Source organism: Streptomyces sp. NPDC086777 (assembly GCF_040702065.1).
Classification (GTDB): Bacteria; Actinomycetota; Actinomycetes; order Streptomycetales; family Streptomycetaceae; genus Streptomyces.
Map to the genome: position 1 here is coordinate 122,535 of NZ_JBFBJI010000017.1, position 15,163 is coordinate 137,697.

At 72.1% G+C, this 15,163-nt stretch carries 13 protein-coding genes and 1 pseudogene; 5 read left to right on the forward strand and 9 right to left on the reverse strand.

Annotated features, from left to right (window positions below):
• Window positions 1–44 precede the first annotated feature (44 nt).
• Together AB0472_RS24265 and betA are read right to left on the reverse strand one after the other, a co-directional pair.
• Window positions 45–881, reverse strand: a complete 837-nt coding sequence (locus AB0472_RS24265; RefSeq protein WP_366358858.1) for a 5,10-methylenetetrahydrofolate reductase — start codon at window positions 879–881, stop codon at window positions 45–47.
• Window positions 882–887: 6 nt separating this feature from the next.
• A complete protein-coding gene (betA, locus tag AB0472_RS24270; protein ID WP_366358860.1) occupies window positions 888–2,558 on the reverse strand; it encodes a choline dehydrogenase in 1,671 nt (556 codons plus the stop codon).
• A gap of 149 nt (window positions 2,559–2,707) precedes the next feature.
• On the opposite strand from betA, the gene AB0472_RS24275 reads away from it, so the two are divergent.
• Entirely contained in the window at window positions 2,708–3,505 is a 798-nt protein-coding gene (locus AB0472_RS24275) for an IclR family transcriptional regulator (RefSeq protein ID WP_366358862.1), read from the forward strand.
• 59 nt (window positions 3,506–3,564) lie between these two features.
• Here AB0472_RS24275 and AB0472_RS24280 read toward each other — a convergent pair whose 3' ends face one another.
• The 4 genes from AB0472_RS24280 to AB0472_RS24295 form a co-directional block, all read right to left on the reverse strand.
• Window positions 3,565–4,698 carry an aromatic ring-hydroxylating dioxygenase subunit alpha gene (locus AB0472_RS24280; RefSeq protein WP_366358864.1) on the reverse strand — a complete coding sequence of 378 codons (1,134 nt, stop codon included), beginning with the start codon at window positions 4,696–4,698 and terminating at the stop codon, window positions 3,565–3,567.
• Window positions 4,699–4,750: 52 nt separating this feature from the next.
• On the reverse strand, window positions 4,751–5,914 hold the full coding sequence (locus tag AB0472_RS24285; protein WP_366358866.1) for an FAD-dependent oxidoreductase: 1,164 nt from the start codon (window positions 5,912–5,914) through the stop codon (window positions 4,751–4,753).
• The gene (locus tag AB0472_RS24290; RefSeq protein WP_366358868.1) at window positions 5,911–6,273 is read right to left on the reverse strand and encodes a bifunctional 3-phenylpropionate/cinnamic acid dioxygenase ferredoxin subunit; all 363 of its coding nucleotides are present in this window, start codon (window positions 6,271–6,273) and stop codon (window positions 5,911–5,913) included. Before AB0472_RS24290 ends, AB0472_RS24285 begins: the two co-directional genes overlap by 4 nt.
• Window positions 6,274–6,534: 261 nt before the next feature.
• A complete protein-coding gene (locus AB0472_RS24295; protein ID WP_366358870.1) occupies window positions 6,535–7,620 on the reverse strand; it encodes an S-(hydroxymethyl)mycothiol dehydrogenase in 1,086 nt (361 codons plus the stop codon).
• Between the two features lie 244 nt (window positions 7,621–7,864).
• On the opposite strand from AB0472_RS24295, the gene AB0472_RS24300 reads away from it, so the two are divergent.
• Complete coding sequence (locus AB0472_RS24300; RefSeq protein WP_366358872.1) at window positions 7,865–10,297, forward strand: SpoIIE family protein phosphatase; 2,433 nt, start codon at window positions 7,865–7,867, stop codon at window positions 10,295–10,297.
• Here the strand turns inward: AB0472_RS24300 and AB0472_RS24305 are convergent.
• Window positions 10,286–10,486: a hypothetical protein gene (locus AB0472_RS24305; protein ID WP_366358873.1), complete on the reverse strand. Its 201-nt coding sequence runs from the start codon at window positions 10,484–10,486 to the stop codon at window positions 10,286–10,288. The genes AB0472_RS24300 and AB0472_RS24305 overlap by 12 nt on opposite strands.
• Window positions 10,487–10,659: 173 nt before the next feature.
• Here AB0472_RS24305 and AB0472_RS24310 point away from each other — a divergent pair.
• From AB0472_RS24310 to AB0472_RS24320, 3 genes and pseudogenes are all read left to right on the forward strand, one after another.
• Window positions 10,660–11,473: pseudogene (locus AB0472_RS24310) on the forward strand (deoxyribodipyrimidine photo-lyase); the annotation flags it as partial.
• 115 nt (window positions 11,474–11,588) lie between these two features.
• Window positions 11,589–11,927, forward strand: a complete 339-nt coding sequence (locus AB0472_RS24315) for an FAD-binding domain-containing protein (RefSeq protein ID WP_366358875.1) — start codon at window positions 11,589–11,591, stop codon at window positions 11,925–11,927.
• 88 nt (window positions 11,928–12,015) lie between these two features.
• Window positions 12,016–12,456 (forward strand): SPW repeat protein, encoded by a 441-nt coding sequence (locus tag AB0472_RS24320; protein ID WP_366358877.1) that lies wholly within the window; start codon window positions 12,016–12,018, stop codon window positions 12,454–12,456.
• A 77-nt stretch (window positions 12,457–12,533) separates the two neighbouring features.
• Here the strand turns inward: AB0472_RS24320 and AB0472_RS24325 are convergent, their stop codons facing one another.
• Window positions 12,534–13,328, reverse strand: a complete 795-nt coding sequence (locus tag AB0472_RS24325) for a metalloregulator ArsR/SmtB family transcription factor (protein ID WP_366358879.1) — start codon at window positions 13,326–13,328, stop codon at window positions 12,534–12,536.
• Between the two features lie 270 nt (window positions 13,329–13,598).
• Window positions 13,599–15,068 (reverse strand): APC family permease, encoded by a 1,470-nt coding sequence (locus AB0472_RS24330; RefSeq protein WP_366358881.1) that lies wholly within the window; start codon window positions 15,066–15,068, stop codon window positions 13,599–13,601.
• Between the last annotated feature and the right edge of the window lie 95 nt (window positions 15,069–15,163).

A 15,163-nucleotide genomic window follows, 5' to 3' on the forward strand; every position in this document is an offset into this window, starting at 1 on the left:
GCGTATCCCGATTCGGCCGCGAAAACGGCGCCCCCGGGGGCGGGTCAGCCGCCCAGCCGGTCCAGCAGCGCACGGCGCCACCGCTCGGTCTCGGCAACCTGGTTGAAGGTGAACAGGTGAAGGCCCGCCACGCCCGCCGACGGCGCGGTGAACGCCTCCGCGCCACGGGCGAGCAGCCGCTCGGGGGTGTATCCGCCGGGTGCGGCGAGGCGGAGGAACCAGAACGGGTGCCTGGTGAGGAAGCGGGTCGACTCCCCCACCCCGATCCTCGTCGCCGTGGAGAGCAGCTTGGCCCGCTGGACGGGCCCGGCGACGCCCAGGTACACGGGCAGGGTGACGTCACGGCACCGGATCCGGGTGATCCAGTCGCCGAGCACGCGCGGGTCGAAGCAGAGGTTGCCGACGATGTAGGTGGCGTGCGCCCGCTTGTCCCACATGGCCTGGATGGTGAGGTCGTCGTGGATGAGGGGGTGACTCTCCGGGTAGCCGGTGATCCCGGTCTGCTTGAAGGGCCTGCCCAGTTCGGTCAGTCGGCGCAGCACCGGCAGGGCGCCCTCGTACGGCCCGGCGGGCGGATCGGCGTCGCCCGCCGGGACGAAGAGGTCGTCGACGCCCGCCGCGCGCAGCCGCTCGGTGACGTCCCTGAGATGCAGGTCGCCGCGCAGCAGGCGCCCGGGGACGTGCGGGACGACCCGGTAGCCGTGCGCCGCGAGCCGCTCGGTGAGGCCGAGGGTCGGCTCCAGGCCCTTGACCGGCGAGGCCGTGACCGTGACCACGACGTCGCGGGGTACGTGGGCGAGGACCTTCTCCTCGGTCGCCCGCGCCGGCAGCACTTCGTAGCGGACGCGGGCGAGCAGCGCCCGCAGCGCCTCGGCGCCCATGGCGGTCTACCCGGCCTGCTTCTGGGCGTCGCGGAGCCGGTAGTACACGGCCCTGGACGGCGGCAGCGGCTCCTTGCCGAGGATGAGGTCGGCCGCCTTCTCGGCGATCATCATCACCGGGGCGTAGATGTTGCCGTTGGTGACGTACGGCATCACCGAGGCGTCCACCACGCGCAGTCCCTGCACGCCGTGCACCCGCAAGCTGCCCGGGTCGACGACGGACATCTCGTCGGTGCCCATCCTGCAGGTGCAGGACGGGTGCAGGGCGGTCTCGCCGTCCTTGGCGACCCAGTCGAGGATCTCCTCGTCGGTCGCCACGGACGGGCCGGGTGAGATCTCCCCGTCGTTGTAGGGGGCGAGTGCGGGCTGGTCGAGAAGGTTGCGGGCCACCCTGACCGCCTCGACCCACTCACGCCGGTCCTGCTCGGTGGAGAGGTAGTTGAAGCGCAGTGCCGGGTGTTCGCGCGGGTCCTTGCTCCTGATCTTCACCGAGCCGAGGGCGTCGGAGTACATGGGCCCGACGTGGACCTGGTAGCCGTGGCCGCCGGCCGGCACCGAGCCGTCGTAGCGGACCGCTATGGGCAGGAAGTGGAACATCAGGTTGGGGTAGTCGACGTCGTCGTTGCTGCGGCAGAAGCCGCCCGCCTCGAAGTGGTTCGTCGCGGCCGGACCCTTGCGGAACAGCCACTGCAGACCGATGAAGGGGGCCCGCCACTTCGCCAGGTACGGCTGGACGGAGACGGGCTGCTTGCAGGCGTACTGGATGTACACCTCCAGGTGGTCCTGGAGGTTCTCACCGACGCCGGGCAGGTCGTGGACGACGTCGATGCCGAGGGCGGTGAGTTCCTTCGCGTTGCCGATGCCGGAGAGCTGGAGCAGCTGCGGGGAGTTGATCGCGCCGCCGCAGAGGATGACCTCCTCCGCGCGGACCTGCTGGAGAGCGGACCTGCCGCGCCGGTACTCGACGCCGACCGCCTTCTTGCCCTCGAAGAGGACGCGGGTGACGAGGGCGCGGGTCTTCACGGTGAGGTTGGGGCGCTTGCGGGCGGGCTTGAGGTACGCCTTCGACGCGGACAGGCGGCGGCCGCGGTGGACGTTGCGGTCGAACTTGGCGAAGCCCTCCTGCCGGTAGCCGTTGACGTCGTCGGTGGGCGCGTACCCGGCCTCCTCGGTGGCCTTGAGGAAGGCGGAGAAGAGCGGGTTGGTGGCCGGCCCGCGCTCCAGGACCAGGGGCCCGTCGTGGCCGCGGAACTCGTCGTCCGGGTCGGCCGCGAGGCAGTTCTCCATCCGGCGGAAGTACGGCAGGCAGTGGGCGTAGTCCCAGCTCTCCATGCCGGGGTCGGCGGCCCAGCGCTCGTAGTCCATGGGGTTGCCGCGCTGGAAGATCATGCCGTTGATGCTGCTGGAGCCGCCGAGCACCTTGCCGCGGGCGTGGTAGATGCGGCGGCCGCCCATGTGGGGCTCGGGTTCGGACTCGTACTTCCAGTCGTAGAAGCGGCTGCCGATGGGGTAGGTGAGCGCCGCGGGCATGTGGATGAAGACGTCCCACGGGTAGTCGGGGCGGCCTGCCTCCAGGACGAGCACCCGGTTGCCGGGGTCGGCCGAGAGCCGGTTCGCCAGTGCGCTGCCGGCCGAGCCGCCGCCGACGATGACGAAGTCGTACTGCAAGGGAGCCATGGTGCCTCGTCTCGCTCGCGCCGTCGATTGCGCGGCATGCTAGTACGGGTATCGCTATACGCACTAGGTTGCGAACAACGCAACTTGTAAGATCTTTGTTCACATCGCGTTACTTGGAGTGCGTTGTTTACTGCGCGTATAGTTTCGCTATGAGCAACTTCAGTCCGGATACCGAAACGAACGGCTCATCGTCCGGCGGCGTGCAGTCCGTCGACCGCGCCATCAGCGTCCTGGAGATCCTGGCCCAGCGCGGCGAGGCGGGGGTGAGCGAGGTGGCCGCCGAGATCGATGTGCACAAGTCGACCGCGTTCCGGCTGCTCGGCGCCCTGGAGGCACGCGGTCTCGTGGAGCAGTCGGGCGAGCGGGGCAAGTACTCGCTCGGCTTCGGCATCGTACGCCTGGCAGGCGCGGTGACGGGACGCATCGACGTCACCCAGCAGGGCCGGGCGGTGTGCGAGCGGCTGGCCGAGGAGATCGGCGAGACGGTCAACATCGCGGTGATGCAGGAGCACTACGCGATCAACCTCTACCAGGTGCGCGGCGCCGCCGCCGTCAGCGCGCACAACTGGGTCGGCCAGCTGACCCCGCTGCACGCCACCTCCAGTGGCAAGATCATGCTGGCCCACGTGCCCGCCAAGGAGCGCGCCGCGCTGATCTCGGACGGGGGTCTGAAGAAGCTGACCCCGCACACCATCTCCTCGAAGGCGAAGCTGGAGAAGAACCTCGCCGAGGCCCGGGAGCGCGGTTACGCCTGGACGCTGGAGGAGCTGGAGATCGGGCTGCACGCGATGGCCGCGCCGATCCGGGACCGGGACGGCGAGGTCATCGCCTCGATCAGCGCGTCCGGGCCGTCCTACCGGTTCACCGAGGAACGCATGCACGAGCTGGCTCCGGTGCTGGTGCAGGGTGCGGAGGAGATCAGTCACCGCATGGGTTTCCTGGGCTGAGCGCCCGCGGGCCGACCGCCGTGGGGCCCGCGTCCACCCCTTCCGCTTCGGCCACGGCGTCACTCCGGCTGCCGGGCGCCGAGCCTCTCCTGGACCCAGTCGTGGAAGGCGCCGATGTGGTGCTCGCTGGGCACCAGCACCCCGCCCTTGGCGTACAGCCGTGAGCTCATGCCGGGCTGCGTGCGCTCGCAGGCCTCGAAGTCCTGGCGGTTGACCCGGTCGAAGAGCTCCACGGACCTGCTGACGTCCTTGCCGCTCTCGACGACGTGCGGGAGGTAGAGCCAGTCGCACTCGACGATCGTGCGGTCGACGGCCACCGGGTACATCCGGTGGAAGATCACGTGGTCCGGCACCAGGTTGATGAACACCTGCGGTTTCACGGTGATCGCGTAGTACCGCCGGTCCTGGTCCGCCGAGACCCCCGGTATGCGGTCGAGTCCCTCGGAGCCGTCGACGGTGAAGCCCTGGACGTCCGTGCCGAACTCGGCGCCGTGGCCGACGTAGTACTGGGCCGCGTAGCCGTCGGCGAACTCGGGCAGCACCTCGGTGAGTTCGGGGTGGATGGTGGCGCAGTGGTAGCACTCCATGAAGTTCTCGATGATGAGCTTCCAGTTCGCCCGGACGTCGTAGACGATCCGCCTGCCGACGGAGAGGTCCTCGACGCCGTAGCGTTCGATCGACTCGACGTCGCCCAGCCGCTCGACGGCCGCCCCGATCACGTCCTCCTCGAAGGACGGCGGGTTCTCCGCCAGGCACACCCACACATAGCCGAGCCACTCCCGGACGGCCACGTTCACCAGGCCGAACTCGGTCCGGCCCACGTCGGGCATCTTGGTGAGGTTGGGCGCGGCGACGAGCTTGCCGTCGAGGCCGTAGGTCCAGGCGTGGTAGGGGCACTGGAAGGCGCGCGCGACCTCGCCGGTCTCCTCGGTGCAGAGCTTGGCCCCGCGGTGCCGGCAGACGTTGAAGTAGGCGCGGACCGACCGGTCCCTGGCCCGGGTGACGAGGACGGACTCGCGGCCCACGTCGACGGTGCGGAACGCGCCGGGCTTCGGCAGGTCGGCCGCGCGGGCCACGCAGAACCACATCGTCTCGAAGATGCGCTCCTGCTCCTGGGCGAAGATCCCGGGATCGGTGTAGGCGGAGCCGGGGAGGGTGGCGATCAGGCTGTCCGGCAGGCTGGTCGATGTCACGGTGCACTCCTCGCAGGACGTCGTGGATCGGTGGGGTGGCGCGGGCGCCGGGTCAGGACGCGGCGGTGCCGAACTGCTTGCGGGCCCGGGTGAACAGCCGCGGCTGGTTCATCCCGAGCACGGCGACCGGCCGGCCCGCCCGCCGGTACACGGCGAGGAAGCTGCGGTCGTCGGTCGAGCCCTCCTCGACCGTCACGCTGTCGGCCCCGGCGGCGTGGCCGACGAACTGGATCTTCACGCCGTACTGGTCGGACCAGAAGTACGGCGGCCGGGGCACTCCCGGTTCCCGCGCGCCGTGCGCGAGCAGCGTGGCGACGGCGGCGTCCGGCCGTTCCAGCGCGCCGGTCCAGTGCTCGATCCTGCGGTGGGTGCCGGCGTGCGGGTCGTACCAGCTGGCGCAGTCGCCGACGGCGACCACTGCGGCCACGCTGGTGCGGCCGTCGGCGCCGCACCTGACGCCGTTGTCGAGGGCGATGCCGGAGTCCCGCAGCCACTCGACGCAGGGACGCGCCCCGACGCCGACGACGACGGTGTCGGCGGGCACGCTGCGGCCGTCCTCCAGGAGGACCGCCGTCACCCGGCGCTCGCCGCTCAGTCCCTTGACCCCCACCCCGCACAGCAGCCGTACCCCGTGGTCGGCGTGGAGCGCGGAGACGACGGCGCCCATGGCCTCGCCGAGCGGCCCGGCCAGCGGGGTCGGGGCCGCCTCGATCACGGTGACGTCGAGGCCGAGGGCGCAGGCGGTGGAGGCGACCTCGGCGCCGACGAACCCGCCGCCGATCACCACCAGCGAGCCGCCCCGGGCGAGGTCCGCCCGCAGCGCGCGGGCGTCGTCGAGGGTGCGCAGCGTGTGGACGCCGGCGAGGCCCTCGGTGCCGGGCAGGGTACGGGCGGCGGCGCCGGTCGCGATGACCATGCCGTCGGCGCGGACCTCCCGGCCGTCGGCGAGACGGACCGCCCGCCGGGCGCGGTCAAGACCGACGGCCCGGGAGCCGAGCAGCCACTCCGCTCGCAGGTCGTCGTCGGCGCGCTCCAGGGACAGGTCCGCCTCGCCGAGCGTGCCGGCCAGGAACTCCTTGGACAACGGAGGCCTGTCGTAGGGCCGGTGGGGCTCGTCGCCGACGACGACCAGCCGGCCGTCGTACCCCCGCCGCCGCAGCGAGCGCGCGGCCGACAGTCCGGCCAGCGAGGCGCCCACCACGGCGACGGTCCTCACGCCGCGCCCCCGGCGAGGCGGGCGGTGACGCACGGCGGCAGGTTGGGCGCGTCGGCGGAGAGCCGGACGTAGACCGTGCCGTCCTGCACGACGACCTCGTGGGTGCGGACCGGCCGCTTGGCCGGGGGAGCGTCCACGGCGCCGGTGCGCAGGTCGAACGTGGAGGCGTGCAGGGGGCATTCCACCTCGCAGCCCTCCAGCCAGCCGTCGGCGAGCGAGGCGTCCTGGTGGGTGCAGGTGTCGTCGATGGCGAAGAGCTCGCCGTCCTCGGTGTGGAACACCGAGACCGGCGGGTCGATGTCGAGCCGGTGGGCCTCGCCTCGCGGCAGATCCGCGAGACGGCACGCGGGAATCATCATGACACCTCGGTGCGTATAGCGAAACGGATTGCGGTTAGCGCAACGCCAGTCTGGGGGCGGCCGCGAAGCGTTGTCAAGAAGTTCACGCGCCGGTTCGCACGGGTCACGACGGCGGCTCCCCGGGCCCGCCGAAGCGCCCTCCAAAGCACACCTGAGCAGGGCCAACAGCCCCCGCGCGAGGTGCGGGTACGGCCCTGCCCCGGTGCCGTCACCGGGGCAGGGCCGCTTCGTCGGCGGCCGGTCAGAGACCGCCGGCGCACGTCACAGGAGCACCACCGAGCGCAGCACGTCACCGTGGTGCATGCGCTCGAAGGCCTTCTCGACCTCGTCGAGCCGGACGGTCTCGGTGACGAAGGCGTCCAGGTCGAGGCGGCCCTGCAGGTACAGGTCGATGAGCATCGGGAAGTCGCGGGAGGGCAGACAGTCCCCGTACCAGGACGACTTGAGCGCCCCGCCGCGGCCGAAGACGTCCAGCAGCGGCAGTTCCAGCTTCATCTCGGGGGTGGGCACGCCGACCAGGACGACGGTGCCGGCGAGGTCGCGGGCGTAGAAGGCCTGCCGGTAGGTCTCCGGGCGGCCGACCGCCTCGATGACGACGTCGGCGCCGAAGCCGCCGGTCAGCTCGCGCACCGCCGCGACGGCGTCGGTCTGGCTGGAGTTGACCGTGTGGGTGGCACCGAGCCCGCGCGCGGTGTCCAGTTTGCGGTCGTCGATGTCCACGGCGATGACGCGGGCCGCGCCGGCCAGGTCCGCTCCGAGGACGGCCGCCGCGCCGACGCCTCCGCAGCCGATCACGGCGACGGTGTCGCCGCGGCCGACGTTGCCGGTGTTGAGTGCGGCACCGAGGCCCGCCATCACGCCGCAGCCCAGCAGCCCGGCGACCGCCGCCGAGGCGCGCCGGTCGACCTTGGTGCACTGCCCTGCTGCCACCAGCGTCTTCTCGGCGAAGGCGCCGATGCCGAGGGCGGGCGACAGTTCCGTCCCGTCGGTCAGGGTCATCTTCTGCGCGGCGTTGTGGGTGTTGAAGCAGTACCACGGCCGCCCGCGCCGACAGGCCCGGCAAGCCCCGCACACGGCACGCCAGTTGAGGATCACGAAGTCACCGGGTGCCACGTCGGTGACGTCGCCGCCGACCGCCTCGACGACCCCCGCCGCCTCGTGCCCCAGCAGGAAGGGGAAGTCGTCGCTGATGCCGCCCTCGCGGTAGTGCAGATCGGTATGGCAGACCCCGCAGGCCTCGATCCTGACCAGCGCCTCCCCCGGACCGGGGTCGGGCACGACGATGGTCTCCAGACTGACGGGGGCGCCCTTGCTCCGCGCGACGACGGCACGGACCTGCTGGGACATGGCCACTCCTCGACTGAAAGAGGTGGCGAGATGTTGCCCAATACGGCACACATCTCGTGTTTCGCAACACAGCATCGCGGAGGGCGAACCGGGGGTCAAGGATCCGTCGGCGGCCCGCCCCCGGGGCACGCCGAGGCCTTCCCGGCGCGCACAGGGGACGGCATCACGCCCGCAGGTATCATTTATTCGGTAAACGGCACAAATCCACATATACCGAGTCCGCACGGATGTGCCCGAGGTGAGGATGCACGACATCACCTTCGACGACCGCGACGAGCTCCCGGAGCCCGGGGGCGAGGCGGAGGCACTGCTGGACGCACGGGGCCGGGTGGCGGCCTGGGGCCCGGGCGCCGAGACGCTGCTCGGTCACCCGGCGCGGGAGGTGCTCGGGCGGCGCGCGGGCGACCTGCTGCACGACCCCGCCGAGGCCGCGCGGCTGGCCCGGCGGTGGGACGCGGGGGCCCGCGAGGGGCCGCTGACGCTGCGGCGGCGCGGCGGGGAACCGGTCGAGGTCCAGGTCTGGGTGCGCTCCCTGACCACCGCGGACGGCGAGCAGCGGTGGCTCGTCCAGGCGGCCGGCGCGCAGTCGTACCGCACGTTCGAGTTCGGCCGGGCCCTGTTGCAGGGGCTGTTCACCGACATCCCCTTCCACATCGACCTCTTCGACACGCGGCAGCGGTTCATCGCCCAGAACCTGGCGCAGCGGCGCGCCGGGGTGTTCCGGGACGCCGAGTACTCCGGGCACACGATGCGCGAGATGGCCCCGCCCGGCCTGCTCGACCTCGACGCGCTGGAGGAGCGGCAGCGACGGGTGCTGGAGACCGGCGAGGCGCTGCTCGACACCGAGGTCGTCGGTCACCCGGTACCCGGTTCGCCCGACGACTACGTGTGGTCGGAGTCGATCCTGCCGCTCAGGGATCCGTCCGGGACGGTGATCGCGCTGGCCCACGTGGTCTCCGACGTGACCCACCGGGTCCGTTCGCGCGAGCGGCTGGTCCTGGCCAACGCGGCCGGCACCCGGATCGGCACCACCCTGGACCTGTGGCAGACGGCCCGGGAGCTGGCCGAGGTGGCGGTGCCGCGGTTCGCCGACACCTGCCACGTCGACCTGCTGGACACCGTCTTCTCCGACGGGACCGACGCGGACGGCCGGGAGCCGGCCGACGACGCGCGGCCCCGTCACCCGCTGCTGCGCCGGGCCGCGTCCGACGGGGTGGCCACCGCGGACCCAGCTGCCGGCGGGGTCCGGGTGGGCGACCTCGACACGGTGGCGACGGCGCCCGGCTCGCCGTTCCTCGACGCCGTGGCGGAGGGCGGGTCCGTCCTGCTCGCGGACGAGGAGCTGCGCCCCGCCGCCGCGGACCCCCGCCGGGCACCGGGCGCCGGACCGGACGTGCACTCGTGGCTGCTCGTCCCCATGCTCGCCCGGGGTGTCGCCCTCGGTACCGCCCTCTTCATGCGCTCGCGCAGCCACCGCCGGTTCGAGCCCGAGGACGTGCTGCTCGCCGAGCAGATCGTGACCCGCACCGCGGTGTGCGTCGACAACGCCAGCCGCTACCACCGGGAGCGGACGACGGCGCGGACCCTGCGGCGCAGTCTGCTCCCGCAGCGGCTGCCGTCGCCGTCCGCGGTGCGGACCGCGTCGCGGTATCTGCCGGCCAGCGAGCACACCGGGCTGGGCGGGGACTGGTTCGACGTGATCCCGCTGTCCGGGGCCCGGGTGGCGCTCGTGGTGGGCGACGTGGTCGGCCACGGGCTGCAGTCGGCGGTGACCATGGGCCGGCTGCGCGGTGCCGTCCGCACCCTCGCGGATCTGGACCTGTCCCCCGCGGAGCTCCTCGCCCACCTGGATGACCAGATGAACCGGTTCCTCGACGAGCGCGGCGACGAGGTGTCCCTGGTGACGGGGGCGACGTGCCTGTACGCGGTGTACGACCCGGTGTCACGGCGGTGCCAGCTGGCGCGCGCCGGCCATCCGGCCCCGGCGGTCGTCTCGGCGGACGGCGCCGTGGACTTCGTGGACCTGCCCGGCGGGCCGCCCCTCGGGCTCGGCGGTGTCGTGTTCGAGGAGCGCGAGATCGCCCTCGCCGACGGGGACCTCCTGGTCCTGTACACGGACGGACTGCTGGAATCGCGTGCGCAGGACTTCGACACCGGGCTGCGCCGGATGCGCGCCACGCTCTCCCGCACGCCTGCCTCGGCCACCCCCCAGGAGGTGTGCGACACCCTGGTCGGTGAGCTGCTGCCGCCGGGCCACCAGGACGACGTGGCGGTCCTGGTGGCCCGGATGAGCGGTCTGGCCCCGGACTCCCATGTCACCTGGGCGATCGAGGCGCAGGAGCGGCTGGTCGGCCGGGCCCGGGAACTGACCGCGCGTCAGCTGGCCCGGTGGGGGCTGGCGGAGGAGTCGTTCACCACCGAGCTCATCGTGAGCGAGCTGGTGACGAACGCGCTGCGGTACGGCGGTGCGCCGATCGCGCTGCGGCTGATCCGGGACCGGAGCCTGATCTGCGAGGTCTCCGACGGCAGCAGCACCTCGCCGCACGTGCGGCACGCCCGGGACACGGACGAGGGCGGGCGCGGCCTCTACCTCATCACCCAGCTCGCCCAGAACTGGGGGACGCGGTACAACGCGCGCGGCAAGACCATCTGGGCCGAGCAGTCACTACCCCGCTGACGCGCGCGCCGCGGAGAGTGGCCGGTCCTCGTCGGGGCCGGGCACGACGACCAGGAAGGCGTCCGAGCCGAGGTCCATCACCACGGTCGCCCGGCGGCCCTCGGCCCGGCACCGCGCCGCGTACTCCTCGGCCGGCCACGAACCCCGGGGAGCCCCGGCGGGAAATCGCTCCAGCACCCTCGCGCTCATAGTGGTCCTGCACCTCCCGAGTCGGTCTTCGCCTTTCCCTGCGGCTGCCCGCGATCGACGCGGGCATGCCGGAAACGCCGCAGGAGCACCGGCGCCGGTCCGTCACGCGGGCCCGGGGAGGTGGGAGCGTGGGGCCGTCGCAGCCTGCCGTCGCCCCGCCCCGGAGCCGCCCCATGGACGTCTCGGTCGTCCTGTTCACCGCCGACCTGCGCCTGCACGACCATCCGCCGCTGCGGGCGGCCCTGGACGGCTCGGACGAGGTCGTGCCGCTGTTCGTGCGGGACCGCGCGGTGGACCGGGCCGCGCCGTGCCCAACCGGCCGGCGTCCTCGCCGACTGCCTGCGCGATCTGGACGCCGGGCTGCGGGAGCGCGGTGGCCGCCTGGCGCTGCGGTCCGGTGACCTCGTCGAGGAGGTGGGCAAGGCGGCGGACGAGGCGGACCCCGCCACGGTGCATCTGGCGGCCGACGCCAGCGGGTACGCGCAGCGCCGGGAGGAGCGGCTGCGCCGGGCCCTGGCGGCGGACGGCCGGCGGCTGCACGTCCACGACGCGGTGACCGCCGCGGTCCCGGACGGGATCGGATCGAAGCCGCTGCCGCGCCGTGACCGGCCGTCCGGCGTGCCGGAGGGGCTGGCCGCCGGTGGCGAGGCGGCGGGCCGCAGGCGGCGGGCCTCCTGGCTGCGTGCGGGCATCGGGTCGGACGAGGACCGGCACGACGACCTGGCGGGGGGCGCGACCTCCCGGCTCTCGCCGCACCTCCACTTCGGGACGCTCTCCCCCGTCGAGCTGGTCCACCGGGCCCGGAAGGAGGGCGGCCCGGGCGCCGAGGCGTTCATACGGCAGCCGGCCTGGCGGGACTTCCACCGACAGGTGCCGGCCGCGCGGCCGGCGGTGGCCACGGCCGGCTACCGGACGCAGCACGACCGTTGGCGCACCGGGCGCGCCGCGGACGAGGACGCCGAGGCGTGGCGGGCCGGGCGCACCGGCTACCCGGTCGTCGACGCGGCGATGCGCCAGCTGCGCCACGAGGGCTGGATGCACAACCGGGGGGCGGCTGCTGGCGGCGAGTTTCCTGGCCAAGACGCCGTACGTCGACTGGCGGGTGGGCGCCCGGCACTTCCTGGAGCTGCTGGTCGACGGGGACGTGGCGAACAACCGGCTCAACTGGCAGTGGGTGGCGGGCACCGGCACCGGCACCCGCCCCAACCGGGTCCTCAACCCGCTGATCCAGGCGAAGCGTTACGACCCCGACGGCGCGTACGTACGGCGCTGGGTGCCGGAGTTGGCGGGGCTGCCGGGGGCGAAGGTGCACGAGCCGTGGAAGCCGGGCGGTCCGGACCCGGCGGCGCTCGGCTACCCGGAGCCGATCGTCGACCTGGCCGACGGACTGGCCCGGTTCCGGCAGGCCCGGGAGCGCGGCCGAGCCCAGAACTACACATAAAGACGAAATAAGAGCAGAATGCTCCATAGCGGCGCATACCGCACGCACCAGACGCGGTCAGGCCTGCAAGTCGAGAAGGAGACGAGTCATGGCCAACGTCTCGCACGGCAGAAGTGACATAACCAGCCACCCCGATGTCTCCGAGATGCGGGAGCGCTACGCCCGCATGCTCGGCGGCCGTGATGTGGCGCTCGTGGACGGACCGGTGTTCCTGCTCGGTCTGTACTGCGCGGCGTCCCCGTGGATCCTCCACTACACGGCCAGCCAGCCAGCCCTCGTGACCCACAACCTGATCATGGGCATAGCGATAGGCCTGCTGGCACTGGGCTTCACCAGGGCACCGGAGCGCATGTACGGCCTGAGCTGGGCCATGTGCGCACTGGGCATCTGGATGATCATCGCGCCCTGGGTGGTCGGCAGCAGCCCGGACAGGGGCGTCATCATCAACAACGTCATCATCGGCGCGCTGGCCCTCTGCCTCGGGCTGGTGTGCGCCGCTTCGGCGGCCAGGCGGACGCCTATGACCTAGGCACCCCAGACATCCCCTGGGAAGGGAGGACGCGGGGCCGGTCCGATGACGGCGGACCGGCCCCGCCGCGCGCCGGGTCAGCGGCCGGGGACCAGCCAGGGCTGCTGCGGGAGCGGGCTGCCGGTCTCCATGAGGGACTTCAGGTTGGAGAGCACGGCGGGCCAGCCGGCCGAGATGCCCTGCAGTTCGCCCTCGTCGTTGAGGTCCTCGTGGGTGACGGTGAGCTTGACGATGTCGGCGTGCGGGCGGATGTCGAAGGTGACCCGGGAGTGCCGGGCGGGGTCACCCTCGTCCGCGGGCGCGGCCCAGGTGGCGACCAGCCGGGTCGGGCGGTCGCTCTCGACGACGGTGCCGACCACGTCGGCGATGCCGGAGCCGTCGGTGCGGACGTGCTGCCAGCGCGAGCCGGGCCGCCAGTCGGAGACGTTGGAGTGCCCCCAGTAGACGGCGGTCAGGTCCGCGTCCGTGAGGGCGTCCCAGACCTTCTCGGGGGTGCTTGCGATGTAGGTGACGTAGACATAGCTGGGCTGGTCGCTCATGGCTTCCTCGGCTCGTCGCTTCAGGTCGCCGAGCGCGCGCAGGCGCGGGCGCTCGAACTTGTCGATCCACCGCTCCTGGATCTCGTGGAGCGGCACGGGATTGAGGTAGTGCAGCTTCTCCCGCCCCCGCCGCACGGTGCTGATCAGGTTGGCGGCCTCCAGGACGGCCAGGTGCTGGGTCACCGACTGCCGGGCCATCGCGATGCGCTCGCACAGCTCGCCCAGCGTCTGGCCGTTCTGCTCGTGCAGCCGGTCCAGCAGCCGCCTGCGGGTGTCGTCGGCCAGCGCCTTGAAGACCTGGTCCGTCCTGCTGTCGTCGCCCTCTGCTCCCACTACTCAAAGTTATGCAGGCAATTACCTGCATGTCAATCCGGACCACCGGTACGGCGCGGTTCGGGGAGTCGTGCCGCACGTGCGCGACGGCTCGTCGCCCACGTCGCCCACGTCACGCTCGTCACGGAACGAGCCGGTCGAGGCTCGGCGACGGGGCACCCTGCACCCACGGCGGGGCGGACGGGCGTCGGTCGCCGTGGGCGCGGTGATGAAAAAAGCCTCGCCCGGCGGGAGTCGACCGCCGGGCGGGGCTGACGTGCGGCCGGGAGGCTACACCACGGCCGACTCCTCCGGCGTCAGGTACTCCTCGCTGATCTCCTTCGCCCCGAACGGCCACACCTTCTCCAGCCGGGCCCAGACCAGGAACGCCACACAGCCGAGGGCGAGCCAGGCCAGGGACCACTCGATGGGGTGGCGGCCCGGGGAGTTCCGGTCGGCGTAGCCGTAGATCACGCACCAGCCGACGAAGGCGACGATGCTCGGCAGCGGGTAGAGCCACATGCGGTACGGCCGCTTCAGGGTCGGCTGCCGGCGGCGCAGCACCGTGAGCGCCACGATCTGGGCCAGTGCCTGGACGATCACCATCACGGTGGTGAGCAGCTGGATCAGGGTCGCCAGGTCGGTGTGCCGGCCGATCAGGAAGCCGATCGCGGTGATGACGCCCATGGTGGCCAGCCCGAGCATCGGGAAGCGGTGCTTGGGGTGCAGCTTCTCGTAGGGCCGGAAGAAGACGCGGTCACGGGCGGCGTCGTAGGGCACCCGGGAGCCGCCGAGCAGGCCGGTGAAGACCGAGGCGAAGGCCGTGATCAGGATGAGCACGGTCACGGTGTCGGCGGCGCCCTTGCCCCAGGTCTTCTCGAGCACCGCCGAGGCCACGGAGGTCGACGCGATGTCGTCGGGGTTCGTCATGCGGTGCCAGTCGACGACGCCGAGCGTGCCGATCTGGAGCAGCAGGTAGATCGCCATGATGCCGACGATCGAGAAGAGGATGGAGCGCGGCAGGACGCGGCCGGGTTCCTTGATCTCGGCACCCATGTACGCGGTCGTGTTGTAGCCGAGGTAGTCGTAGATGCCGATGGTCAGGCCCGCGGCGAAGCCGAGCCAGAAGTGGTCGCTCGTCAAATCGAAGGCGTGGGCCGGATAGGTGAAGGCCAGGTGCGGGCTGAAGTCGGTGGCTGCGGCGACGATCACCAGCAGTACCGAGGCGATCATCACCGCCCACATGACGGCGGTGATCCTGGCGATGTTCTCGATGCCCCGCCAGAGCAGGAGCACCACGAGGACGATGACGCCGAGCCCGACCAGGTCGCCGGAGGTCTGGCCGAGACCGGGGGCGAGGTAGCCCAGGTACTGGACGAAGCCGACCACGCCGGTGGACATGATCAGCGGGATGAAGAGCATCGCCGTCCACACGAACAGGAACGGCATCAGGCGTCCGGTGCGGTACTGGAAGGCCTGGCGCAGATAGACGTAACTGCCGCCGGAGCCGGGCATCGCGGCGCCGAGTTCGGCCCAGACGAGGCCGTCGCAGAGCGCGAGCACCGCGCCCGCGACGAAGCCGATGACGGCCTGCGGGCCGCCGAACGCGGCGACCATGAGCGGGATGGTCACGAACGGACCGATGCCGCACATCTGGCTCATGTTGATGGCGGTGGCCTGGAACAGGCCGACGCGGCGGACGAAACCGCCGGCCGGCGGCGCACTGCCGGGGACGACGGGACTACCGGGACCTGCAGACATGAGGGCTCCTGAACGAGACACGGGGAGGTGGGCGGTGCGCGTACGACGGGCGGGGACCGACTCGGCGGGATGGCCGATAAAGTTAAGGAGCCTTA